The sequence below is a fragment of the Corynebacterium aquatimens genome (assembly GCF_030408395.1).
GTDB classification, from domain to species: Bacteria; Actinomycetota; Actinomycetes; order Mycobacteriales; family Mycobacteriaceae; genus Corynebacterium; species Corynebacterium aquatimens.
In genome coordinates, this window is the sequence record NZ_CP046980.1 from 1716070 (window position 1) to 1741383 (window position 25314).

The window sequence follows — 25314 nt, forward strand, 5'->3', positions numbered from 1 at the left end:
CCTTGCTCTCCAGCCGCCGCAACGCCAATCCGCACTCGAGCCGCCGCAACGCCGACCCCCGGTCCCGACCACCCGCAAAGTTGGCCGGGAAGGAAAGTTGGCCGGGAAGCCGAAAAACCGCCCGAAAACGGCCAAAAAATCCGCTCAGGGCCAACTTCGCTCGTGGGGAGGGAGCCGCAAAGTTGGCCGCGAGCGAAATTGGCCGGGAAGGAAAGTTGGCCGGGAAGGAAAGTTGGCCGGGAAGCCGAAAAACCGCCCGAAAACGGCCAAAAAATCCGCTCAGGGCCAACTTCGCTCGTGGGGAGGGGGCGCCGGTCGGGGTTTCGATGGGTTAAGGGGGCAAGTTAACGGGTGGGGGCCTACTTACGGTTGAGGTAGCCGCTGCGGATTTGCGTGGTGCGGATGATGGCGGAGGTCAACGCCAAGGCCGCAAGCACCCAGAAAGGCAGGCTTGGGCCGACGTACTGGTCGAGCCATTCGATAAGCGGCGGGTAGCCGAAGCCGATGTAGGTGGCCACGTAGTAGATGCCGATAACGCCGCCGCGCTTGTGCGGCGGTGTGAAGGTATCCACGTCCATGAGGCCATCGCGGAGGCACAGGCCGTAGGCCAGCCCAAGGAATACCGCAGCGATCGGGAATAGCCACACCGGCGGTAAAGCGCCGCCAAGGGCCACGAGGGTCATACCGACAACGGAGCACAGGGCCCCGATCACACCGGAGCGGGGACCCCACTCGAATTTGCGGCCGAGGGCTTGGATGATTAAGCCCGAGCCGAAAGCCATGAACGCACCCACACCGGGCATGAAGGCGCTGGATTCAAAGTGCTGGCCGACGCGACCCGCCAGGACAATGATGGCGCTGGTCATCGAGGCAAAGACCCACATGGCAACCGGCACGGACGTTGCAAGGGCCTTGACGGAGGAGCGCTCAATCGGTGCAGGTTCTGCCTGCTTGTCCGGTGTACCACCGAGGGCTTCCGCTGCTGCTTCTTCCCCATCGATGCTCGTTGTGTCCGAACTAGTTATCTCCCTAAACGTGACCGTGTGCTGGGTGGCGTCCCCAACAACCAAGGAGAACGCAATGGCGGCAACGGACAACACGATGGACACGATGTACGGGACGACCAGCGATTGGGCGTCGTTAAGCACGAAAGCGAGAATGCCGGAAGCGACAGGGCCCAACATGAACCCCGACGTTAAGAAGATGCCAGCCGCCGTCGTGCCGTGCGTGCCGCGCAACCGACCAGCCCAAGCGGTGCCGGCGCTCACCACGAGCCCCACGCCAAGGCCGATCACGAAGCGGGCGGTAAGCAACACGCCGGGGCTGCTCCAGATCATCAAGGCAAGGTTCCCCAGCGCCGCAATCGCAGAGCCGACGAGCACCACCGGGCGGGAACCAAATCGATCAGCGATCAACCCGCCGGCGATAAGGCATGGGAAAAGCCCTATTGCGTAAATGCCGTAGGCTGCATTGACCAGCAGCGTCGATAAGCCTTGGCTCTCACGGAGCACAACGAGCACCGACGCGAAGTGGTTTGCGGACCACCCCGCGGTGATCAAGCACGCGACGACACTAGCAAAGACCAACTGTGAAGATGAGCGCGTTGCCATGCGACAAGACTACGCCCGGCCCGCCGGTTAAAGCACGTCGAGCAGAGATTACTCTGTGGCGACGTGCTCGCCCACGCGCTTGCCGGAGTGAATGCACCCGCCAAGGAACGTGCCTTCAAGGGCGTTCTTGCCGTGCATGCCGCCACCGCCGAAGCCAGAGACTTCACCGCAGGCGTAAAGGCCAGGGAAAACCGAACCATCGGAATGCAGGGCGCGACCCGCCAGGTCGGTCTCAATGCCACCGAGGGTCTTACGTGTAAGAACGTGCAGCTTGACCGCAATCAGCGGCCCCTTCTTCTCATCCAGCAGACGGTGCGGCGCAGCGCAACGCACGATCTTGTCGCCCAAGAAATTTCGGGCCATGCGGATGTAGTTGATCTGAGCGTCCTTGGAGAAATCATTGGTCAACTGTGCATCGCGCTCAATGAGCTGCTTGCGAACCAGGTCCCCGTCGACCGGGATGTCGCCTTTCTCATTCATGCCGGCAATGAGCTCGTCGAGGGTGTCCGCAACGATCCAGTCCACGCCGTTGTCCATGAACGCCTTGATTGCTGGGTGCGTGCCCGGACCGACCTTGCCGGCGAGCTTCTTCAGGGACTTGTCCGTCAGGTCTGGGTTCTGCTCCGAACCGGAGAAAATGAATTCCTTGTCTGCAATGTGCTGGTTAAGGATGAACCAGGAGTATCCGTGGCCGGTGCGGCCGATGTGGGCGAGGGCCGCGATGTTGTCCGAACCCGGGAAGAGGTTCGTGGGCAGGCGCTTACCGGTGGCGTCCAGCCACATGGAACTCGGGCCGGGGATGATGCGGATGCCGTGGCCTGGCCAAATGGGATCCCAGTTGATCATGCCTTCTGGGTAGTGCCACATGCGGTCGGTGTTGACCAGGTTCGCGCCAGCGTTGGCGGCGATCTGGATCCCGCGGCCGTCGACGTGTTCCGGCACACCGGTTACCAAGTCATCCGGGCATTCGCCCCAGCGATCCGAGGGCCACATCTCACGGACTTTATCCAGGTTGCCGCCAATACCGCCGGTCGCGATGACAACAGCGGCACCGCGAACCTCAAACGGCTCTACCTCATCGTTGTTGGAGGCAACACCGCGTGGCGACGGATCCTCGGCGAGCACCATTCCGGTCACGCCTACGGCGCGGCCATCTTCGACGATGATGTCGTCCACGCGGTGGCGGAACTTGAAATCCACCTTCCCAGCTTTTTCGGCGCGTTCGATCGGCTCGCGGAACACGCGAACGACCTCCGGGCCGGTGCCCCAGGTGAGGTGGAAACGCGGGACGGTGTTGCCGTGACCGGATGCGTCACCGGAGCCACGCTCAGCCCACCCGACGGTGGGAACGCTGCGCAGACCCAACTCGCGCAGATACTCCCGCATTTCGTTGGCCGCAAAGCGCACGTACTCACGGCCCCACTTGCGCGGCCAGTAGTCGTGCTTGCCTACTTCTTCCGGGTCGTAGTCAGCGGAGTTTTCCCAGTCCGCCCACGCCAGCTCTTCGTTGTCGCTCGCACCCATGAGCTTCTGCTCCGGGGTTCCCACCATGAACAATCCACCAAGCGACCAGAAAGCCTGTCCACCCAGGTTGTTGCGGCTTTCCTGATCGACGAAGATAACGTTACGGCCCGCTTTTACGGCCTCGTGCCCCGCCACGAGTCCGGCTAGGCCGCTACCAACAATGATGATCGGTTCGGATGATTTCCTAGATGCTGTGCCAGTAGATATGCCAGTAGATGTCATAGCCAAAAATCATACAGAGATTTTCTTTCCCAAAAGCAGTTTTCGGGTGCGCTACTTCAATGGCTTAGCGTTGCTCAACGTCGCGGATGATTTAGGAGAAATCGAGCCTTCCGATCGTCGGTAAATCGAGGATCGCGGGGACGGATACGCGCAAAATTAAACGAAAGCGGAGTGCCCAGTCACAGCGCGACCCACGATGAGTGAGTTGATGTCGTAGGTTCCCTCGTAGGTGTACAGCGCTTCCGCGTCCGCCATCATCTTAGACAAATCGTATTCGGTGAGAATGCCGTTTCCGCCCGCGAGCGCACGGCCAACCGCAGCGGACTCACGCGCCAGGCGGGTGGTCGTCGCTTTGGCCATCGCCGCCTTCGGCATATCCAACAGACCACGTTCCTGCAGCTGCGCAATGTGAGCCATCATGCCCAGGGATGCCGATGCGTTTCCTAGAATCCGGGCGAGCGATTCCTGCACCAGCTGGAACTTAGCCAAGGGTCGGCCGAATTGTTCGCGCTTCAACGCGTATTCGCGAGCCTTATCAAAGATCCCTAGCTGCAAGCCCGCGCCCTGCCATGCCACCCACGCACGGGATGTGCAGAGGTAGGTGTTCAGATCCGCAAAGGATTTCACACCCTCAATGATGTTTTCTGCGGGGATCTCCACATTGTCAAAGGTCATGTCCGCGTTTTGCATGATGCGCAGCGCCAGCTTGCCGCTGATCTTCGACGTGCGCACGCCCTCACGGTCGTTTTCAACCAGGAACGCTTTCACCGTGTGGTCTTCGGTGTCTCGGGCGAACACGATTGTGAAATCAGCAAACGTACCGCCACCGATCCACCGCTTCTTACCGTTGATCACCCACCCGTCGTCGGTGCGCTGCGCCGACGTGGCCAACCCACCCGCAACATCGGATCCATGATCAGGTTCGGTGAGCGCGAAGCACCCCACCTTTTCAAACCTGCGCAGCCCCGGCAGCCACTTCTCGCGTTGGGCGTCCGAGCCCATCCCATTGATGACGCCAATGACAAGCTCATTGTGAATGCCAACGAGCGTCGAGAACGACACGTCTGCTCGCGTGACTTCCGCGTACACAAGACCACGAAACAGGCGCGAGGTATCGGACAGCTCGATTTCCCCGAGCCCGTGCTCGGCCAGCAGCGGCAACAGATCGAAGGGGAATTCCTCACGGTCCCAGTACTCACCGACCACTGGGCGAATTTCGGTCTGAAGAAACTCGTGGATTTCCTGCAGCTTCGCCCTCTCATCGTCGCAAAGCATGTCCGCGACAAGCAGGATATCCGCGTGGGGGACCGGAATTCCCTCTAAGTGTGCGCCGAGGGGTGAATCAGTGGGAAGAATGGGTGGCATGGTCGGCGTTCCTTCTGGAGTTTAAAAAGACGATGTCTGGTCAGTTATTAGGAATGCGTGAATTTTGCTTCACGCTTTTCGACGAACGCTTCCATGCCCTCTTTCTGATCATTGGAGGAGAACAAGGCGTGGAAGGTGCGGCGCTCAAACAGAAGGCCCTGGGACAAGCTCATCTCATCCACCGCGTTGATTTGTTCCTTGATTAGTGAGGTGGCCAGGAAGGACTTCGACGCGATGGTCGTGGCCATTTCCAGGACCTCATCCATGAGGGAATCCCCTGGGACAACGCGGGCGACGAGGCCGCTGCGCTCCGCTTCCTCGGCATCCATTTGGCGGCCGGTAAGGCACATTTCCATGGCCTTGGCCTTGCCGATAGCCCGGGTGAGGCGCTGCGATCCACCCATGCCCGGCGTGACACCCAGGTTCACCTCGGGCTGGCCGAACTTTGCTTTGTCAGAGGCAACGATGATATCGCACATCATCGCGAGCTCGCAGCCGCCGCCCAGAGCGTAACCGTTTACCGCCGCGATAATCGGCGTGCGCGCTGCGGTCAGCGCCTCCCATCCTGCGAACCAATCGAGGGTGTACATTTCCGTCGCTGACTTCGAGGCCATTTCTTTAATGTCCGCGCCCGCGGCAAACGCGCGGCCTTCGCCAGTAATGACGATTGTGCCGATGCCGGAGTCCTCATCGAATTCCTTCACTGAGGCCGTGACTTCACGCATCGTGTCATTGTTCAGCGCGTTCAGCGCCTTCGGGCGGTTCAGCGTAATGATGCCCACGCGATCGCGGGTTTCCGTGAGGATGTTGTTGTACTCCGTCATGAGTGTTGTCCTTTCGTTTTCCTTCTCCGGAATTTCGTTCGGTTCTTTTGTGTGGTCTTTTTAGGCCTCAAGCAGCAGTGCTTCGCCCTGGCCGCCGCCACCGCATAGCGCCAGCCCGGCGCGAGAGGCGTTGCCTGCTGCGATCTGGTGCGCGGCATGGACGATGAGGCGTGCACCTGAAGCACCAATGGGGTGCCCCATTGCGATTGCGCCGCCGTGTGGGTTGATGCTGTCTTGTTCCACCCCGAGTTCTTTGGCGGAGGCCACGATGACGGCTGCAAACGCTTCATTGATCTCAATGTGATCGAGTTGGTCGACGGTCCAGCCCTCCCGGTCGAGGGCCTGGCGCAGTGCTAGTGCCGGTTTGATCTGCAACGACGAATCGTCCCCAGCGATTTGCCCGGGTGAGCGCAGCGTCGCTAGAACTTTCCAGCCTTTCGCCTCAGCGTTTTCACGTGTGGTGAGGACAACCGCCGCCGCACCGTCGGTAAGCGGCGAAGAATTGCCAGCGGTGATGGTGCCGTCTTTTTCAAACGCTGGGCGTAGTTTCCCAAGACTTTCCGGGGTGACGTCGCCGCGCACGCCCTCGTCAGTGTCAACCACAGTGTCGCCCTTACGGGTCACTACCGTGACCGGCGTGATTTCAGCGGCGAACGTTCCGTTGGCCGCAGCCTCGTGGGCGCGCTGGTGGCTCAATGCCGCGCAGCGGTCTTCGTCCTCGCGGGATGCGGGGTAGGCCTCGCGCGCGAAGTCTTCCGCCAAGGCGCCCATGGAATTGCCCAGTTCAGCGTCCGTCAATCCGTCGTACGCCATGTGGTCAAGCATCTCTGAAGAGCCATACTTGATCCCTTTGCGCACGTGAAGCAGGTGCGGCGCATTCGACATGGATTCCATGCCACCAGCAACCACTACGTCTGCCTCGCCGCAACGGATGATGCGGGCCGCGTTAATCACGGCTTCCATCCCGGATAGGCAAACTTTGTTCACGGTGGAGGTGTGCGCTGTTCGCCGCACGCCACCAGCGATGGCTGCCTGCTTGGCGGGATTCTGCCCCACTCCGGCTTGGAGGACCTCACCAAGAATCACAGCATCGACCTCATCGCCGTGTATCCCGCCTTGGGCAAGCGCGGCCTCAATAGCCAATCCGCCGAGCTGCGGCCCCGTAAAGGGAGTAAGCCCGCCCAGCAATTTCCCAAACGGTGTGCGCGCGGCACCGACGATGACAACATCAGCTGCGCCCTTATTTGCACTGTTAACTGCACCGTCTACTTTTCCCTGCATGGACTCACCTTTCTGCTGCATAACTATGGTTTTTCGGACTTAGGTGTCGGCTTGAGGGGTGAAGGCGGGTGGTTCAAACCGACCGTCGTCAAGCGGGGTGAGAATCCCACTGACCACGTCGGCGGGGACCTCCTCGAGTGAGCCGTACGTCCACTTCGGATTACGGTCTTTATCGATGATCTGGGCGCGGATGCCTTCCTTGAACTCTGGGTGAGCCTGCATGTTCATGCTCATCCAGAACTCTTGCGTCAGTGCCTCTTCCAAGGTCATGTCCGCCGCGCGCTTCAGCGTGTGCTCCGTCACTTTGATGCCCAGCGGCGAGTTACGCTTCATGGCTTTCAGCGGCGCCTTCGACCAATGGTCCTCCCCGTGCGTGGCCTGCAATTCTTCGAGCGCCGCGAGAACCTCCTCGGCGGTGTCTAAACTGTAGACCTCAACCATCTCTGCCCGCGCGTCACCGAAGCCTCCCTGTGGCGTCACCGCAGCCTTGTCGATCAGCGACACGTCGCCCGTTTGCGCGAGCTCCGCCACGAGGCCCTCGAGCGCGTCCGCGGGAACATAGGTATCCGCCAAGCCTGCTTCAAGCGCCTCAGCTGCACCAACGTGCAGGCCCGTAAAGCCCAAGTGTTTACCTAAATTGTCCGGCGCGTGCGCCAACAAGTAGGAGCCACCCACGTCTGGGGAGTACCCAATGCTGACCTCCGGCATACCAATGCGCGAATCATCAGTCACGATGCGGTGCGAACCATGGGCCGAAACACCAATGCCGCCGCCAAGCACGATCCCGTTCATGATGGCCACGTACGGCTTTGGGTAGTGCTTGATCAGCGAGTTGAGCTCATACTCCGCCTTCCAGAACCGCGCCGCATTGCGCCCGTCCCCCACGTCGTTGTACAGGTACGCAATATCGCCGCCCGCGCACAGCCCGCGCTCCCCCGCGCCGCGAAGGATCACCAGCTCCACGCTGTCATCCTCCGCCCACGCGCCAAGCACGCGGGTCATTTCATCGATCATCCCCTGGGTAAGCGCGTTCAGCGCCTTCGGCCGGTTAAGCGTAATCACCCCGGCACGTCCCTCCACTGTGGACAGCAGCTCTTCAGTCACGCTGGTCGCCTCCTACTCATCGTTTTCTTGGGTGGTTTCCGGATTTGGCGGTTTCCTTTTTGCCCAAAATACATTCCAAAGTGCGGGCGGTTCGCGAAATTTTGACTTGTTGATGAAGCATGAAAAACACCCATCGCCATGACCTGCGGTTTTATGTTTGCTATCAAAAGTTTGATACAAATCTCGCGCACCTAACAAAACACGTAACCATGAATTAACCCAATTTTCGGCCATGGTCATTGTTTCGCCCGGTACGGTCGAGGGGAAGTGCGTACAAGCCGCGCAAAGGCTGACTTGCAAAACGTGAATGAAAGGACTGCGCGCGTGAAGATTGCGGTTTTGGGTGGAGACGGATTCTGCGGGTGGCCCGCCTCACTGCACCTGTCTGATGCTGGGCACGATGTGACCATCGTGGACAATCTGTCGCGCCGCCGCATCGATGAGGAGCTGGGTGCGCAGTCGCTTACGCCCATCGCAAGTATCGACGATCGCATTGCGGCGTGGAAGGAAGTCTCCGGACGCGAGCTGGGGTTTGTAAACCTGGACGTGGCGCAGGACTATGAAGGCCTGAAGGCGTTCTTAGAGGAAGAGCGGCCAGACACCGTTATCCACTTCGCGGAACAACGCGCGGCGCCGTATTCGATGAAGAACCCACGCACGAAGCGCTACACCGTGGATAACAACGTTAATGCCACCCACAACTTGCTCGTGGCCATCGTGGGGTCCGGGCTGGATATCCACGTTGTGCACCTGGGAACGATGGGCGTGTACGGCTACGGCACGGCGGGCATGGCGATCCCGGAGGGCTACCTAGACATCAAGGTTGATACTGGTGAGGAGCTGGTTGACCAGCAAATCCTGTACCCCACCAACCCTGGGTCGGTCTACCACATGACCAAGGTGCTGGACCAGAACATGTTCGCTTACTACGCGAAGAACGATGGGCTGCGCATCACGGATCTCCACCAGGGCATCATCTGGGGCACCCACACCCCGCAGACGGAACGCGATGAGCGGCTAATCAACCGCTTCGATTACGACGGTGACTATGGCACGGTTCTCAACCGCTTCCTCATGCAGGCGGCCGTGGGCTACCCAATGACCGTCCACGGCACCGGTGAACAGACCCGCGCGTTCATCCACATCCGCGACATGGCTACGTGTATCCAGCTCGCCGTGGAGAACCCGCCGGCGAAGGGCGACCGCGTGAAGATTTTCAACCAGATGACGGAAACCCACCGGGTGCGTGACCTGGCCGAGTTGATCGCGAAAATCTCTGGCGCGGAGGTCGCCTACGTCCCCAACCCGCGCAATGAGGCAGCAGAAAATGAGCTGATCGTGTCCAACGACACGTTCTTAGACCTCGGCCTTAAGCCCACGAAACTCGAGGAAGGCCTGCTGGTCGAGGTCGAGGACGTGGCCAAGAAATACGCCGACCGCTTCGACCGTTCCAAGATCCCGGCACGCAGTCTGTGGACGAAGAACCAGGCCGAGGGTGTTCCTTCATCGGAGCGCTAACGCTCCCGATGAAGGAACACGAAAGCAAAAGCGCCATGCGCATTTCCCTTTTCACCGAGATCTTCCTGCCGAAGATCGACGGCGTGGTCACCCGCGTGACCCGCACGGTCGAGCAGCTCGCGGAGCTCGGCCACGATGTGCAGATCTTTGCCACGGATTCGGCCGCGCCAAAGGAGTTCGCGGGCTTCCCCGTGGAGACCGTGCCCTCGATTCCGCTGTACAAAATCTACCCGGAGATCAAAGTCGGCGTGCCGATGCCGAGCGTCTCGCGCCGACTCAAAGAGTTCCAGCCAGACATCGTGCACGCGGTCAACCCTGTCTGGTACGCGGGGTACGGCGCGCTGCTTACGCGCCGCCACGGGATCCCGCTGATCGCGTCGTTCCACACTGACGTGCCCAGTTACGTTGTTGACCTTGGCATTGGTTTCGTGCGCCGCCCGTCGATCGCCCTGATCCGCGGCCTCCACAACCTCGCGGAGATGAACCTGGTCACCTCCGGGCCGATGATGGACACGGCGGCGGAATACGGTTTTAAAAATGTTGAGTTGTGGCCGAAGGCCGTCGATACGCGTGGCTATCACCCCAGCAAGCGCACGGCGGCAATGAGGCACATGCTTAGCGACGGCCACCCCGAAGCGCCCCTAGTTCTTTTCGTGGGTCGGATTAGCGCCGAAAAGAATATCGCCCGGCTGAAAACGATCATGCCGAAACTGCGCGAACGCCTCCCCGGCGCGCGACTGGCGTTTGTGGGCGAAGGCCCCCAGTACGAAAAGATGCGGCAGGAATTCGACCCCGCATACACGCATTTCACCGGGTACATGACGGGCGAACCGCTGGCTGAAGCGTTCGCGGCCGCGGACGTCTTCGCGTTCCCCTCGCTCACGGAAACCTTGGGGCTGGTTGCACTGGAGTCATTCGCATCCGGTGTCCCGGTGGTCGGATCGAACGCGGGCGGCATCCCCTTCGTCATCGACGACGGAAAAACCGGGCTCCTCGTCGACGCCGACGCCAGCGACGACGAGTGGGCCAACGCCCTGGCCAGCGTACTGTCCGACCCGGGCAAGCGCGAAGAAATGTCCCGGGCCGCGCGCGCAGAAGCCGAGAACTGGTCGTGGCGCGCAGCAACGGAAAAACTCGTCGACTACTACTCGCGTGTCTGCGACGCGCGCCCGAGCAGACGGGCGCGCGGGTAGGCGCGCGGACGCTAGCGGATTTCCGCGGGGTTCTTGCGCACCGGCAAGATCTTCGGGCGCACGCCCGCGATCTCCTCGACGATGCGGACCACCTGGTTGGAGTACCCGAACTCGTTGTCGTACCAGACGTAGAGGACAAGGTGGTTGCCCGAAACGATCGTCGCTAAGCCATCAACGATGCCCGCGTGCGTGGTGCCAACGAAGTCGGTGGAGACAACGTCCGGGGACTGGATGTAGTCGATCTGCTGGCGCAGGGAAGAGTCCGTGGAGACGCGGCGCAGGTAGTTGTTCACGTCGTCGCGGTCGACTTCTTGGTTCAGCTCCAAGTTGAGCACCGCCATGGAGACGTCCGGGGTGGGCACGCGGATGGCGTTGCCGGTGAGCTTGCCGGCGAACTCCGGAAGGGCCTTGGCCACGGCCTTTGCGGCACCGGTCTTGGTGATCACCATGTTCAGCGCGGCAGCGCGACCACGGCGCGGGCCAGAGTGGTAGTTGTCCGCCAGGTTCTGGTCATTGGTGTAGGAGTGAACTGTTTCCACGTGGCCGAACTTCACGCCCCAGCGGTCGGAGACCACCTTGAGCACCGGCGTGATCGCGTTGGTGGTGCACGACGCAGCGGACAGGACGCGGTCCTGCTCCGAGTCGTCGATAGTCGCGTGGTTGATGCCGTAGACGATGTTCTTCACATCGCCCTTGCCCGGCGCGGTGAGCAGCACGCGCGCCACGCCCTTGGACTGCAGGTGCTGGGACAGACCCGGGCGGTCGGTCCAGCGACCGGTGTTGTCCACCACGATCGCGTCATTGATGCCGTAGGCCGTGTAGTCGATCGAGGCCGGGTCGTTGGAGTAAATCATCTGGATCGGGGTGCCGTTGGCCCAGATGATCTCATTTTCATGATCAACGCTGATCGTTCCGTTGAACGCGCCGTGCACGGAGTCGCGGCGAAGCAGCGAGGCGCGCTTCACAATGTCGTCGTCGCCCTTCTTACGCACAACGACGGCACGCAAGCGCACGCCGCCGTACTGCGCCTCACGGGAGATCAAGATGCGGGCGAGCAGACGGCCGATGCGGCCGAAACCGTACAGCACCACGTCGTGCGGCGCGCGGTGGCTGTCCCCGCTGATCACTTCAGCGAGCTCTTGCTCAAGGAATTCTCGCAGCTCCACGCCCTCGGTGCGCGAGTAGTTTTTGGCCAGACGCCCCACGTCGATGGAGCTCGTGCCCAAGTTCATCGTCGCCAGCTCACGCAGGATCGGCAGGGTCGCCTCCAGCGGCAGCTCACGCTCGACCACGCGGCGCGCGTAGCGGTGCGCCTTGATCACATCGATGTCGGTCATGCCCACCAGAATTCGCCCGTAGATCGACGTCACCGTGTTGTGCTCACGGTGGAGGTAGCTGATCAGCGGCAGCATCTCCTGGGCCTGGGAAAGCTTCTTATTCCAATCGTCCATGCCCTCAAGGCTAGCCAAGGACCGCGCGGTAGTGCCCAGGGTCCGGCTGGGGCGCGAATTTCGGCGCGTTATCCTTGTCCACGAGCACCGCACGCACGCCTTCGACGAAGTCCGGCTCGCGCAAGATCACCCGTTGGAGCTTCTCTTCATTGTCCAGAGCCCCGCGCAGGTCGACCTTCTTCGGGTCGTTCGCGAGGATCAGCTCGGCGGTCGCCACCAGCGATGACGGAGAGGCTCCCTCGCAATGCTTATCGACGAGTTCTTTCAAACTCCCTCCCACCTCTTCCACGTTGCCGCGGATCTGTGGCCACGACCCGGTGAAGGTCTGCTCGATCACGCCGTAGTGCTGGGCGAGTTCAGACTCCCCGGGCTCGGCGAACGGGAAATCCGTGTCGTTGCCGGAGGGGTCCGCACCTTTGATGAGCGCCTGGCGTAGCTCCCCCAACTCTTCCGCGGATCCAACGAGGTGGGTGGCCAGGCCGGTGTCCATCATGTCGTCGGCGCTGAGCCGGTAGCCGGTGAGCGAGATAAACGCCGCCAGGGCCTGGCTGGGATGGCCTGGTAGACGCTGAAGCAGGTGGGTCATGCCCACATCGACGAAGTAGCCGATCTTCATCTCCGGCATGGCGGCGAACGCGTCGCGCGTGACCACTCGGTGGCTGCCGTGCGCGGTGAGCCCGAGCCCGCCGCCCATGATGACGCCGCTCATGAGGCTGATGACGGGTTTGGGGTAAGTGGCGATGAGGTAGTCCATCTCGTACTCGGCGTCGAAGTAGTTTTCGACGGCCTCGATGTTGCCGTCGATAAGCTGCTTGCGCGCAGCACGAACGTCGCCGCCGGCGCAGAATTTCTCGCTGGAGGACTCGATGATGACCTGGGTGATGGAGTCGTCCTCGCGCCAACTCCGAAGCGCCGCAGTGATGTCGGCAATCATCTGCGCACTGAGCGCGTTGAGCACTTTCGGACGGTTGAGTGTGATCACGCCGGTGGCGTTGCGGGTTTCGATAATCGTCTCGTCCATGCAACCAGTGTTCCATGAGAAACCCACTCCCGTTCGGGGGTAACGGGGGAGGTCGACCTTCGATTGATCCTCACCCTCCAGCCTTGCATCCGCGCCAAGTTAGGTGATACTCAGTTAGGCAACACTTACTTAACTCATTTCCGAGGAGATTAGAGATGACAACCACCCTGACCGCCGAAACGCTGTCGCGCCCGATGCCGCTCCCGCTGTCGGTGGAGCTCAAGGAAGCCACCGCCGCAACCCACGACACCGCCGAGAAATCCACCTTCATGACGGACCTCATGCGCGGCGAGTTGGCGTACGCGGACGTGGTCAACCTGACGTCGCAGTATTGGTTCATCTACTCCGCGCTCGAAGAGGCCGTGCGCCGCACCTCGGCCACCCCGGCTGTGGCGTCTGTCGCCGATCCGCGGATCGAGCGTCTGTCGGCCCTCGAGCACGACCTGGCAGAGATGATCGGCGCGGACTGGCGCGAAGTCATCTCCCCCACCCCGGCCACCCAGCGCTACGTGGCGACACTGAATTCTCTCGGCGCCGCGCAGGCCGCCTCGGTGGTCGCCCACCACTACGTGCGCTACTTGGGTGATATCACCGGCGGCCAGGCGATTGCCCGCATGCTGGCCGACGCTTACGAGATCCCGGCGGAGCAGCTCACCTTTTACGACTTCGCGGCCATCGGCAAGACCCCTCCCTACCGCAAGGCCTACAAGGCCGCGCTTGACTCCCTACCCATCGATGCCGACGAACGCGAGGAGCTTCTCGACGCCGCCCGCGAGGCCTTCGCCTGCAACACCGCCGTCTTCAACGACCTAGCGACGCTTAACGACGCCTAACTACTGGTTCGCGATTGTCAGCGCGCCCCACATGATGAGCGCGCTGATCCCCGCCGCGATCGCCCCTCCAGTCATCACATAATCGGCTGGAAAGAAGAACAGAAAACCGAATGCAACGCCCATTACCAGGAGCCAGCCCACACCCAGCGCCAGCCCGGCACGGGTACCGCCACCGGCGAACTCGACGTCGGGGAAGCGCTCTTTTTCCTCCTTCCGCGCACGGCGCTCAGGCATACGCGACATGACCACCACAACGATCAGCAGGGCCAAGACGCCAGCCAACGCGACCAGCGTGCCGCCCGTCGCACCCCCGTAGGCGAGCACAGCCGTAGCGATCACGATGGCCCCCTGTTCCCAGGCCTCAAACTTGATCCGGCACGCCGGATCCCGCGCGGGGTCCTGCGAAATTCGCTGAAAAACGTGGGTGGAGTCGGGGTAGGTCACACTCATTCACTTCCCTAGGATTTTCGTTTTAGATAAAGTTAGCCTAACCTGAATACTAATCCAAAAGGTTGACATCTCAAATGTTGATCTCGAACCCCACGATAGTACACACCCTCACGTCCGAAAGGATCCGCCTCATGAAATGGACCAAGCTCGCCGCCGTCTCCGCCGCAGCCTCGCTGACCGTGATGGGCGGCGCGCTTCCCGCTGTCATTGACGTGGCCGCACCGCTGGCCGGGGCGCAAGAGGCTGGCGCCGCTAACACCCACCGCCAGGTACAAAACGGCACCATGACCTGGGGAGTCAAGGAATCCTTCCGCGGCTATGTCGTGGGCAACATCGCCAAGGGCGCGATCTACGTCAACGGCCAAGAAGTGGCCAGCAAGCAATCCGGCCGCAGAGCCGCACCATTCAACTTCACGGCCACAAAGTCCAGCTTGTCCTCCCCCACCTCCGGCGTGATTGCGTTCAATGAGAGCGTCCGCTTCATCGGCCACAATTACGGTAACGGTCCGTTGCTCGACTTGGAACTGAGCAACATCAGGCTGCAGTTCAACGGCAGCTCCGCCGAATTAGTTGTGGATTACAAGACAGTGGAGTTCAAGGGCATGGACACGAAAGCCATCCCCGACCCGCCGCGCACCGGCAGCGACAAGGTTCTGGCCACACTGTCCCTAAGCGGCGCCGACTTTTCCAAGGACCGCGTCACGGTCAACGGCACCAACGTCACGCTCACGCCTTTCGGGCGCGAGATCTTCGCGAACTTCTACGACGAGAGCCGATCTGACCTCGACGACCTGACCGCCACGTTCTCTGTGAGCGATACTGCAGGTGCTCCGCCAGCAGGCCCGTCCATCTCCGGTGGTGGCGGCGCCGGCGGCGGTGCAACCCGCTCCAACGCCAAGGATGGACCGGCCGCCCTTTTGGGCACGGTCAACGACACGCTTACCGAGATCAACGGCCTGATCGTCAACTCCAACAACGTCCTGGACAACTCGGAGAAGCTGTTCCGCCCGCGCGGAGCGGCGGCAGCCCGAGGCAGCGGTGGCAGCGGCACTACAGCCAGCGGTGCAGGCGCAACCGGAGGGACTGCCGGGGGCGGAGCACCTTTCTCGGCCGCTGATGTCGGACCAGTGTCCACGAAATCCGGCTCGCCCGTCGGTGGTGGCGCCGGCGCTGGCGGCGCTACCGGCAACACCGGTGGTGGTGCCAGCGCACCAAGCGGCAACGCGGGTGCAGGCGGCGGAAACGCCGGCACCGCCAAGACTGCCACCACAGCAGCTGGCGGCGGCAGCGGATCCGGGGATGTCTGCAAAGACGACGGCTCCCGCGGCGTGCAAAGCGCCAAGGCCGCTTGGGGTGTGCGCCAGTCCTTCCGCAACTACATCCGCGGCACCATCGCCAAAGGCAAATGGCAGCTCAGCGGAGTGGGCGACACCAACAACGCCTTTCAGTGGACCGGTAACTCCGGTGCGGTCAACGTGAACAAGAAATCCGGCACGATTCTGTTCCCCGGCACCATCCGTTTTACCGGCCACAACGGCATCCTGGACACCCAGTTTTCCAACATGGAGATCCAGTTCGCCGGTAACTCCGGCCAACTCATCTTGAACGTCAAGTCCAACGATGTCGAGGGCAACCCGCACGACTACGGCCGCGTTGTCCTGGCGAACCTCGCTTTCAGCCAGCTCGATGTGTCCGAAGGTTCAGTGTCCGGCACCGCATCCACCTCGCTGACAGCCGCTGGCGCGGAAGCGTTCGCCCAGTTCTACCCGACAGGCGATGCGCTCGACCCGATCTCATTTACCGCACAGCTGGGCGGCAAGCCCAACTGCGCCCAAGGTCAGGGCGGCAGCGTCTCCGGCGCGGCCACCGGCCAGGGTGGTTCGGCTGCTCAAGCTGCCGCCCTGCGCAGCGGTGGGTCCGCAGGCGGCGAATCCGCGTCCGCCGTTACCGCAGCTGACAGTGGCGACTCAGCCGACGGCAGCGTGTTCGACGAGCAAGACGGAATCGACGCCACGAGCGAAAGCAAGGGCACCGGCACCAGCAAGTTCAACATCAAAAACGGTAACGCCGACGACGGCGTGACCGGCGGGTGGGACGACTCCGCAATCGCACAAACGATCACCTTGCTGGCCTCCTTCCTCGCTTCCGGCGGCGTGCTCGCGCGGTTCGCGGTGCGCAACTAGTGGAAGCAAAAAGGCGTCGATAAGCGAAAGGCTCGTGTTGAAGATGAAGAAATCCTTGCTGGGGGCTCTGCTGGCCTCGCTGACGTGGGCACTCATGCTCACTGGCTGCGCCTCATGGGACAACCCCACCGACGTGCAAACCCAAAACAGTGAGCTCGCCGACTCTCTCCAGGCCTCCGGTGACCCCCACGCCGCCACTGGGGTCGCTCGCGTTGACAACCTCACGGAGGTCGAGCCGCTTACCGACGACCCCAAGCCAGCACTGCCCGTCGAACTCACCGACGCCGACGGTTACGACGTCACAGTCACCGACACCTCGCGCATTCTCGCGCTAGACCTCTACGGCACCTACACCAAGACCCTTCGCGGTCTGGGCTTTTCCGAAAATATCGTCGGCCGTACCGTGAGCTCGGATGAGGACTCACTGAAAGACCTCCCCGTCGTGACCGAAGGCGGCCACACGCTCAACCCCGAGGCCGTGCTCAACCTCAAACCAACGCTGGTCATCGTCGACCACTCCATCGGCCCGCAGGAAGCCATCGACCAGATCCGCGACGCGGGCGTGACCACCGTGGTCATGCAGCCGGAGCGCAAGATGGATTCCATCGGCCAAGACATTCGCGACCTCTCCGCCGTCGTCGGCGTGCCCACGCTTGGCAACCAGCTGGCCGAACGCACCGAGAAAGAGCTCGAGCAGGCGCGTGAAGCGATCGCAAAGGTCGTGCCGGACGAGCCGCTGCGCATGTCCTTCCTCTATGCCCGCGGCACCGGCGGCGTGTTCTACCTTCTCGGCGACGAAAACCACACCAAAGACCTCATCGAAGCGCTCGGCGGTGTGGATGTGAACACCCAGCAGGGCATCGGCGCCCCGTCACCAGCAAGCCCAGAGGCCCTAGCGAAAGTCAATCCCGAAATGTTCATCATGATGAACGGCGGACTGACTTCCACAGGCGAGATCGACGGCCTGCTGCAACGCCCAGGTGTTGCCCAAACGCAGGCCGGCAAGAACAAACGCGTGCTCACGCTTCCAGACGGCGACTCACTCGCCTACGGCCCCCAAACCCCGGAGCTTTTACTGCGCGCCGCGCACGCGCTGTACGGTGAAGGGTAATGACCACACAGCACCAACCCTCCCCCGCGGAGGGTCTTACAGCCGCGCGCACCTTTAGAAAACGGCGCGTGCGGCGCGTCGCCTTATTTGTCGTCATCATCGCGCTTTTGTTCGTGACCGCCGTTTTCTCCGTCATGGTCGGCCAATACGAATTACCGATCAGCGAGTTGTGGCCAATCCTGATCGCCGGCCCCATGAATGCCACCGATCTAGACTCCTCCGTGCTCTGGCAGATCCGCCTTCCTAGGCTCGTGCTTGGCCTGTTTGTCGGCGCCGGATTGGGCTTGGGTGGTGCGCTCATGCAAGCGGTGTTTTCCAACCCGCTAGCCGAACCATCCATCATCGGCGTCACTAGCGGCTCCGGAGTCGGCGCCGCAGCCGCCATCGTTTTCGGTACCGGCACCTTGGGCGTGTGGTCCGTGCCCGTGTGCGCCTTCGTGGCCGGGGTGCTCACCACACTCATTGTTTATCAACTCTCGCGCACCGCCGGGAAAGTGCAAGTGATCAACCTAGTCTTAGTGGGTATCGCCGCCAACGCCATCGCCGGTGCGGCGATCTCTATGCTGGTCTTCTTAGCCCCAACCAGCGCCCGCGAACAGATCATCTTCTGGCAGATGGGGACGCTTTCCGGCGCGAAGTGGGAGCACACAGGGATCGTCGCGCTGATTGTGACCACCGTGACCCTGATCGCTTTCCTGCTCGGGCGCAAGTTGGACCTGCTGGCACTTGGCGACACCGCCGCAACCCACGTCGGTATTAATGTCTCCCGCCTGCGCATCGCCGCAATCGTTCTCTCGACCTTGCTCACCGCAGCAGCCGTATCGTTCGCCGGGCTCATTGCCTTCGTCGGGCTCGTCATCCCGCACATTATCCGTACAGTCGCAGGCCCCTCCAACCGCATCCTCCTGCCCGCCTCCGCCCTCGGCGGCGCCCTCCTGATCGGATCAGCCGACATCTTCGCGCGCAGTCTGATCCCGTTTGCCGACCTGCCCATCGGCATCTTCACCGCACTCATCGGCGGCCCCACCTTCTTCTTCCTCCTGCGCCAAATGATCCGGAAGAGGCAGCGCGCATGACCGTCACAGCCTCCAACATTACAGTGGTCAAAAGTGGCACAACGCTTCTCGACGACGTGTCATTCACCGCACCGGCCGGCCACGTCACCGCCCTAATCGGCCCCAACGGCGCGGGAAAATCCACCCTGTTGTCAGCCATCGCCGGCGACGAGCCGCCACTTCGAGGGTCAGTCTCCCTCGACGGAGTCGACGCCTTCACCGCCGATCAGAGGACACTCGCGCAAACACGTTCCGTCATGCTCCAAGACATTAACGTGGCGTTCTCATTCCTCGTCCGCGACGTCGTGGAAATGGGCCGCACACCGTGGAGCAAGACCAGTGACCCCGCAACCGACCAAGCCGTGGTCGACGCTGCACTGGACATCGGCGGTGTCACCCACCTCCAAGACCGCGATGTCACCACGCTGTCCGGCGGTGAGCGCGCCCGCGTCGCCTTCGCCCGCATCCTGGCGCAGCAAACACCAGTTGTGTTCTTCGACGAGCCCACCGCCGCCATGGACGTCCGCTTCCAGCAGCGCACCCTGGGAACCATCCGACTTCTGGCCGAGCACGGCAAAACCGTCATCGTCGTACTCCACGACCTCCAGGCCGCCGCCCAGTACTGCGACCATTTCATTTGTCTGCGCGAAGGCAGACTCGTCGCCTCCGGCGGCCGCGACGACGTCTACACCGACGACGTCTTAAGCGAGGTCTACAACTGGCCGATCACGGTGGAGCGCACCGCCAACGGCATCTTCGTCACCCCCGGGCGGGAAGAAATTACGGCAGGTTCCTCCGTTCTCTTCGGCCGTACGAGAAACTCCTAAAAAATCCTGAAGAGTATCAATAAAAGGATTGCAAACTAACGATCGAGTAGTTAAGGTTAGTATGTCCTTACTTCTCGCTCCGAAACCGAAAGAAATAGGTACATGAAACGATCCCTTATCGCAGGCATGAGCGCCGCAGCCATCGCAGCAACCGCACTCGTTGCGCCGCAAGCAGTCCACGCCGCAGACCCCGCCCCCGTCGTCCAGTCCGGCTCTGTGGAAACGCCGATCAAAGACAGCTTCCTGGGCTACATCCAGGGATTCGCCAAGGGCGAAATCCACGTTTCTGAAGGTGCGGAAAAGGTCCTGAACGGCGAAAAGACCAAAGCCTTCAAACTCCCCGTGAATGCAGACGACACGAAGCTCGACGCAAACGGCAACGGCACCATCGAGTTAGATGGAAAGATCCAGTTCTATGGCCACAAGGGCTTGGGCGCGAATGGCGGCTGGGGTCTTGACCTCAACTTCTCCGACATCAAGCTCAAGGTCGACGGCAAAAAGATGCAGATGCTCGCCGACTACGTCTCTGTCGGCGAGCTCCCCGGCGGTGAAGGCTCCAAGAACTCCCCCGCCGACGACGCCCTTATCGCCGAGTACGAGCTCGTTGCTCCGATCAAGCCCGAAGCCGGCAAGGAGTTCGACTTCAAGGTGAACAAAGGCCGCCTCAAGGATGGCGGCTTCGACGCCTTCATCGCCTACTCTGAGCAATACAAGCCCGAGGCCGACGCCTTCGGCGGCACGCTGAAGTTCGCTGAAAAGAAGAAGGAAGAGCCGACCAACACCAGCAAGCCGGAAGAGCCGACCAACACCAGCAAGCCGGAAGAGCCGACCAACACCAGCAAGCCGGAAGAGCCGACCAACACCAGCAAGCCGGAAGAGCCGACCAACACCAGCAAGCCGGAAGAGCCGACCAACACCAGCAAGCCGGAAGAGCCGACCAACACCAGCAAGCCGGCCGAGCCGACCAACACCAGCAAGCCGGAAGAGCCGACCAACACCAGCAAGCCGGCCGAGCCGACCAACACCAGCAAGCCGGCCGAGCCGACCAACACCAGCAAGCCGGCCGAGCCGACCAACACCAGCAAGCCGGCCGAGCCGACCAACACCAGCAAGCCGGCCGAGCCGACCAGCACCAGCAAGCCGGCCGAGCCGACCAACACCAGCAAGCCGGCCAAGCCGACCAACACCAGCAAGCCGGCCAAGCCGACCAACACCAGCAAGCCGGCCAAGCCGACCAACACCAGCAAGCCGGCCGAGCCGACCAACACCAGCAAGCCGGCCGAGCCGACCAACACCAGCAAGCCGGCCGAGCCGACCAACACCAGCAAGCCGGCCGAGCCGACCAACACCAGCAAGCCGGCCGAGCCGACCAACACCAGCAAGCCGGCACCGAACGCCGGCTCCTCGGAGAAAGCTAAGACCGCCGGTATCGTGATCGGCGTCCTCGCCGCTCTCGCAGCCATCATCGGCATCATCGGGTTCATAAACAGTGGCGCACTGGACAGCATCATGCGCCAGTTCCGTGGCGCACTGGACAGCATCATGCGCCAGTTCCGTTAAGAAACCACTCCAACTAAAGTGGGGTCCATCGATTGCGGTGGCCCCCACTTTCTTTTTAGGAAGGATCCCAATGTTCCTCGCCCACACCACCGGCACCCGTGCAGCGGCTGCTGTCGCCACGGCGGCAACCTTGACTGTCGCAAGCTTTGTCGCCCCCGCCAGCGCCGCAGCCCAAGATTCCGAAACACAGCCACGTATCACCTCGGGCACTGTCCAGTGGCCGATCAAGGCGTCCTACCTCGACTACATCCAAGGCTTTGCGGAGGGCCGGATCCTCACCAGCCAGGGCGTTGTCCCGCTCAAGAACGGTAAGCAGAAGGTCACCAACCTCCGCTTCCCCGTCAACGCCGAAAAATCCCACGTTGACGGTAACGGCAACGGGGTGATTCAGCTCGACGGGGAGCTGCAGTTCTACGGGCACATGTCGATTCCGGTCGAGGGCAAATGGGGGCTGGATCTGAATTACAAAGACTTCAAGATCGTCGTCACGAACGGCACTGACGCCAAGATCACTGCGGACTATCACGTCCAAGGCGGCCTTCCCAACGAAGAGCCCAAGAACGAAAAAGTCGATGATGCGGAGCTCACCCGGTTTACGCTGCCCAAGAAAATCTCCGGAGGCACCTACCGCGCGCGCGTTGAGAGCATGACGCTTAGCGACGGCGGCTACAACTCACTTCTCGCCTACAACCAAAACCTTGAGTTCAAGGATGCGCCGCTTAACATCACGCTGAACAGCGGCGGGCAAACGGCTGGTTCCAGCGGCAGTTCCAATGAGAGTTCCGCCGACGCGGGTGATGCGACTTCTTCGGTCGAAGACTTCGACGCGAAGCTCGCCGAACTTTCTTCCACAGAGAAGGGGTCGCTTCTCGAGAGGATCATCACCGGCGTGGCCATCCTTCTGGCGGTGAGCGGTCTCACGGTCGCTCTTGCAGGCATTGCGAAAGGCATGGGCGATATTCTCGGCTTCCAGCCGCCGAAGCTTCCTCCGCTCCCCTTCTAATCCCCTCCCTCTAATCCCCTCCCAAGGACAACCCCACGCCCGGCTGGTAGGCATGCTCGTTCGCACCCCCGTGCACGACGCTGGGCGCGGCATACTAAAGTTTGAAGCGTTACACCCCGGCAATCGCCGGCCCCAACTCGGATCTGACCCGAGAATCCAACCCGAGAAAGTGAGACTCGCATGAGCCTTCGTACACGTCTTGTCGCTGCCGCAACGGTTGTGGCTGTCAGCACCGCACTTCCCGTTCCCCATGCCGTGGCCGCCCCGGAGGAGCTCGCGACTCCTGGCATCCCGGTCGCCGCAGCTACCTCCGAAGAACCGGCTTCTGACCAGCCCGCTGCTGAACAGCCTGCCACGAAAGACGGCTACGTTACGTGGAACATGAAGGGCAGCTTCTGGAAGCACCTCGAGGGCCCGCTCGCGAAAGCAGAGTTCACGACCACCGGCGGTGCCTACAAGTCCGACGACAGCTTCGTGTTCCCCATCGACACCGACGGGTCGAAGATCGGTGCCGACGGTTCAGGCACCCTGAAGCTTGACGGCACGGCGACCGTTCGCGCCTACAAGGGACTCGGCAAGGACGGGGCCTGGGGCCTGGATGTCACCTACTCCAACCTCCGCGTGGAGTTCAAGAACAACAAAGCCACTCTGTATGCCGACTTCACCATGTCCGGCCGGGGTGGTCAGGGCCAGGGCAGGTTCGTCGAGGACCAGGGCACCAACATGGCCATGGTCGACTTCATCCTTCCGGGCGCCATCAAGCCGGGCACTGATTTCAAGGCACAGAACCGCTCGACTGTCGCCCGCGACGGCCTCGAAAAGTCCCTCCTCAACTACAAGAACGGCCAAAAGCTTGACGACGGCTACGTCAGCGTCGTCGTCTACAAGAACGCCGAGCTGCCACAGGTGGACACCACTCCGAGCGGCTCTTCGCAGACGCAGAAGATCGTCGCCATCGTTCTCGGCGTGATCACGGCCATCGCCGCTATCCTCGGCGTCGCTGCGTTCGCAATGCCGAACATCCAGTTCTAACCGTGATCGATTTTTCCGCCCCAGCAGACGTGGTCGCACCGCAGCTGCTGGGGTGTTTCCTTTCCCACAACGGCGTGACTTTACGTATCACGGAGGTGGAGGCCTACCTGGGCACCGACGACCCGGCAGCGCACGGCTACCGGGGCAAAACTGCCCGCAACGCGGCGATGTTCGGCCCGCCGGGACGGTTCTACGTCTACTTGTCGTACGGCATCCACCTCAACGGAAACATCGTGTGCGCGCCGGAAGGCACGGGCCACGGATGTCTGCTCCGCGCCGGCGAGGTGATTCGCGGTGAGGAGCTCGCTCAGAAGCGTCGACAAGCTCCGCGCAAGGGCATCCGCGGCGGCCGCCCGGCCGAAAGGGACATCGAGTTCGCCAATCTTGCCCGCGGGCCCGGCAACCTTGGCGCAGCGCTGGACCTCACGCTCGCCGATAACGGCGTCCCCGTGCGCGTTACCGACCGCGCCCACGAACCGGAGTGGGTCGCGGGCCCACGCATCGGAATCAGCAAGAACGCCGACGCCACGTTGCGCTTCTGGATCCCCGGCGACCCCACCGTCAGCCCTCCGCGCGGGCGCCCGAAGCCCCAAGCAGATCGCTAACCCGCCGCGGCAGCCCCGGTCGGCTACCCCCGCTACCACCCCCGTTTCCAAGAAGGCGGCCAAACACATTACCGCACGCCCCGCCGATAACTGCTGACACGACAATCAATCTGTGGATAAGTCCCCCGATTTTCCTCTCGCAGCCATCAAAAGACCGTCCGCGAAGCGCCCAGCATGCTCCCACCGCGAAAGTTATCCACAGCCCCAAAAATACCCCTTGACGTGCGCGGAAAAGCCCCCAATCATACGAAGTATGAGTTTCGCAGCACTGGTTGAGGCAATGGGGGCAAGCGCCGTCGATACGCTTGCGGGCTTTGACCGTGCTGCGGCGATTGAGGCGGGGTTCAAACCGTCGGACGCGAAAGCGTGGGCCGCCCTCCATGCGGTGTACTACGGTCCCACGCGCGCGACGCGCTACCAAAAGGCCCTGCGTGAGAAGGCCCGCGCGAGTAAGTTCTCGCTGCACCAGCTCGCGCTAATAGAGCAGCACCTCGCGCGCGTCAGCGACAAGAAGCAGCAGCGCGAGCTGCGCATGGAGTTGCTCAGCGTTCGCGGGGGCTACGACACTTTAAATCGCCGCGCCAAAGAAATCGTGCCCACGGCGGCCACTCCCCCGAAGGATTCCTTCCGCGTCACGGCGTCGAAGATGGGTAAGCGCAGCGTCCACATCACCGCCGATGAGCGCTTCGTCGCGGACCTTGAGCACGCGATCCACCAGTACGCGAAAGCCATCGCGGCCACCAAGTCCCCCGACGCCCCCCACATCACACGGCCGACAGCCACGCAGATGCTCACGGCGTTCGTCGCATTCATGCGCGGTGGTCTCTCCCCCGCGGGCGACGGCGACGGCGCGGGCATTCCACTCGCCGCTCCGCGCCCCTTGCTCCTCATCCCCTTGCCGGAGTGGACAAAGATCATCCGCGGCGACCTGGATGACGTCGAGCTTTCGCTTACCGACGGCACCACCATCACCGGCGCCGACTTCCTCAACAAGTACTACGCGAATCCGGAATTCGGGCTTGAAGCGGCGACGTTCCACCCCACCGAGGGACCAGTGAATCTCTACCGGGCCAGCCGTTATGCCAACGACAAGCAGCGCGACCTAGCACGCGCCACCACGCCGGTCTGCCCCGTGCCCGGGTGCAAGGTGCCCGCAGATTACTGCCAAGTCCACCACATCACCGCGTGGAAGAACGGCGGGGAGACAAACATGGACAACCTGACCATGTTGTGCTCGTACCACAACGCAATTAACGACGACGGGCCCCACCCCAGCACCCGCGGCACCGCCCGCGGCGGGGCCCGACCTCGCAACGCTGGAACGATGATCCGGCTGCGCGGTACACCCATGTGGCGCTCGCCGAAGGGGTACACGGTGCCTAACCCGCACCCTCACTACGCGTCCGGGGCGATGATCTCTTTGTTCGGCGATCCCCGCCGCCGCGCCCGCGGCCGCCGGAACCGCCCAACGGCATCAACGAACGGCCCGCCGTAGTATCAAGAATCCCGCGGCGACCCCACCCCGATCACACCACAGCGATC

At 62.1% G+C, this 25314-nt stretch carries 22 protein-coding genes; 12 read left to right on the plus strand and 10 right to left on the minus strand.

Annotated features, from left to right (window positions below; genetic code table 11):
- Window positions 1-359: 359 nt before the first annotated feature.
- From CAQUA_RS07770 to CAQUA_RS07800, 7 genes are all read right to left on the minus strand, one after another.
- Entirely contained in the window at window positions 360-1610 is a 1251-nt protein-coding gene (locus tag CAQUA_RS07770) for an MFS transporter (RefSeq protein ID WP_196823800.1), read from the minus strand.
- Between the two features lie 48 nt (window positions 1611-1658).
- Window positions 1659-3356: an FAD-binding dehydrogenase gene (locus tag CAQUA_RS07775; RefSeq protein WP_196823799.1), complete on the minus strand. Its 1698-nt coding sequence runs from the start codon at window positions 3354-3356 to the stop codon at window positions 1659-1661.
- Between the two features lie 156 nt (window positions 3357-3512).
- Window positions 3513-4721, minus strand: coding sequence for an acyl-CoA dehydrogenase family protein (locus CAQUA_RS07780; protein ID WP_196823798.1), 1209 nt, complete (start codon window positions 4719-4721; stop codon window positions 3513-3515).
- Window positions 4722-4768: 47 nt separating this feature from the next.
- Window positions 4769-5545, minus strand: a complete 777-nt coding sequence (locus tag CAQUA_RS07785; RefSeq protein WP_196823797.1) for an enoyl-CoA hydratase — start codon at window positions 5543-5545, stop codon at window positions 4769-4771.
- Window positions 5546-5605: 60 nt separating this feature from the next.
- Window positions 5606-6826 (minus strand): acetyl-CoA C-acyltransferase, encoded by a 1221-nt coding sequence (locus CAQUA_RS07790; protein ID WP_196823796.1) that lies wholly within the window; start codon window positions 6824-6826, stop codon window positions 5606-5608.
- A gap of 39 nt (window positions 6827-6865) precedes the next feature.
- Complete coding sequence (locus CAQUA_RS07795) at window positions 6866-7930, minus strand: 3-hydroxyisobutyryl-CoA hydrolase (RefSeq protein WP_196823795.1); 1065 nt, start codon at window positions 7928-7930, stop codon at window positions 6866-6868.
- Window positions 7931-7942: 12 nt separating this feature from the next.
- The gene (locus CAQUA_RS07800) at window positions 7943-8170 is read right to left on the minus strand and encodes a hypothetical protein (protein WP_196823794.1); all 228 of its coding nucleotides are present in this window, start codon (window positions 8168-8170) and stop codon (window positions 7943-7945) included.
- 84 nt (window positions 8171-8254) lie between these two features.
- Between CAQUA_RS07800 and CAQUA_RS07805 the strand changes: the two genes are divergently transcribed.
- On the plus strand, window positions 8255-9448 hold the full coding sequence (locus CAQUA_RS07805; RefSeq protein ID WP_196823793.1) for an NAD-dependent epimerase/dehydratase family protein: 1194 nt from the start codon (window positions 8255-8257) through the stop codon (window positions 9446-9448).
- Between the two features lie 35 nt (window positions 9449-9483).
- Window positions 9484-10641, plus strand: a complete 1158-nt coding sequence (locus CAQUA_RS07810) for a glycosyltransferase family 4 protein (protein ID WP_196823792.1) — start codon at window positions 9484-9486, stop codon at window positions 10639-10641.
- An 11-nt stretch (window positions 10642-10652) separates the two neighbouring features.
- On the opposite strand, the gene CAQUA_RS07815 is transcribed toward CAQUA_RS07810, so the two are convergent.
- Both CAQUA_RS07815 and CAQUA_RS07820 read right to left on the minus strand, forming a co-directional pair.
- Window positions 10653-12092: a glyceraldehyde-3-phosphate dehydrogenase gene (locus CAQUA_RS07815; RefSeq protein WP_196823791.1), complete on the minus strand. Its 1440-nt coding sequence runs from the start codon at window positions 12090-12092 to the stop codon at window positions 10653-10655.
- 10 nt (window positions 12093-12102) lie between these two features.
- The gene (locus CAQUA_RS07820) at window positions 12103-13113 is read right to left on the minus strand and encodes an enoyl-CoA hydratase/isomerase family protein (RefSeq protein ID WP_196823790.1); all 1011 of its coding nucleotides are present in this window, start codon (window positions 13111-13113) and stop codon (window positions 12103-12105) included.
- Between the two features lie 155 nt (window positions 13114-13268).
- On the opposite strand from CAQUA_RS07820, the gene CAQUA_RS07825 reads away from it, so the two are divergent.
- Window positions 13269-13946 (plus strand): biliverdin-producing heme oxygenase, encoded by a 678-nt coding sequence (locus CAQUA_RS07825; RefSeq protein WP_231375321.1) that lies wholly within the window; start codon window positions 13269-13271, stop codon window positions 13944-13946.
- Here CAQUA_RS07825 and CAQUA_RS07830 read toward each other — a convergent pair whose 3' ends face one another.
- Window positions 13947-14396, minus strand: coding sequence for a hypothetical protein (locus CAQUA_RS07830; protein WP_196823789.1), 450 nt, complete (start codon window positions 14394-14396; stop codon window positions 13947-13949). It lies immediately after the preceding gene.
- Window positions 14397-14527: 131 nt separating this feature from the next.
- On the opposite strand from CAQUA_RS07830, the gene CAQUA_RS07835 reads away from it, so the two are divergent.
- The 9 genes from CAQUA_RS07835 (at window position 14528) to CAQUA_RS07875 (ending at window position 25267) form a co-directional block, all read left to right on the plus strand.
- The gene (locus CAQUA_RS07835) at window positions 14528-16579 is read left to right on the plus strand and encodes an HtaA domain-containing protein (RefSeq protein ID WP_196823788.1); all 2052 of its coding nucleotides are present in this window, start codon (window positions 14528-14530) and stop codon (window positions 16577-16579) included.
- Window positions 16580-16622: 43 nt separating this feature from the next.
- Window positions 16623-17690, plus strand: a complete 1068-nt coding sequence (locus tag CAQUA_RS07840) for a heme/hemin ABC transporter substrate-binding protein (protein WP_231375320.1) — start codon at window positions 16623-16625, stop codon at window positions 17688-17690.
- Entirely contained in the window at window positions 17690-18766 is a 1077-nt protein-coding gene (locus CAQUA_RS07845; RefSeq protein WP_196823787.1) for a FecCD family ABC transporter permease, read from the plus strand. Before CAQUA_RS07840 ends, CAQUA_RS07845 begins: the two co-directional genes overlap by 1 nt.
- A complete protein-coding gene (locus CAQUA_RS07850) occupies window positions 18763-19572 on the plus strand; it encodes an ABC transporter ATP-binding protein (RefSeq protein WP_196823786.1) in 810 nt (269 codons plus the stop codon). The genes CAQUA_RS07845 and CAQUA_RS07850 overlap by 4 nt, the downstream gene beginning before the upstream one ends.
- 102 nt (window positions 19573-19674) lie before the next feature.
- Entirely contained in the window at window positions 19675-21132 is a 1458-nt protein-coding gene (locus tag CAQUA_RS07855) for an HtaA domain-containing protein (RefSeq protein WP_196823785.1), read from the plus strand.
- 70 nt (window positions 21133-21202) lie between these two features.
- Window positions 21203-22135, plus strand: a complete 933-nt coding sequence (locus tag CAQUA_RS07860) for an HtaA domain-containing protein (protein ID WP_196823784.1) — start codon at window positions 21203-21205, stop codon at window positions 22133-22135.
- A gap of 180 nt (window positions 22136-22315) precedes the next feature.
- Complete coding sequence (locus CAQUA_RS07865; RefSeq protein WP_196823783.1) at window positions 22316-23167, plus strand: HtaA domain-containing protein; 852 nt, start codon at window positions 22316-22318, stop codon at window positions 23165-23167.
- Window positions 23168-23169: 2 nt separating this feature from the next.
- On the plus strand, window positions 23170-23772 hold the full coding sequence (locus CAQUA_RS07870; RefSeq protein ID WP_196823782.1) for a DNA-3-methyladenine glycosylase: 603 nt from the start codon (window positions 23170-23172) through the stop codon (window positions 23770-23772).
- A gap of 253 nt (window positions 23773-24025) precedes the next feature.
- The gene (locus CAQUA_RS07875) at window positions 24026-25267 is read left to right on the plus strand and encodes an HNH endonuclease signature motif containing protein (protein WP_196823781.1); all 1242 of its coding nucleotides are present in this window, start codon (window positions 24026-24028) and stop codon (window positions 25265-25267) included.
- Window positions 25268-25314 lie beyond the last annotated feature (47 nt).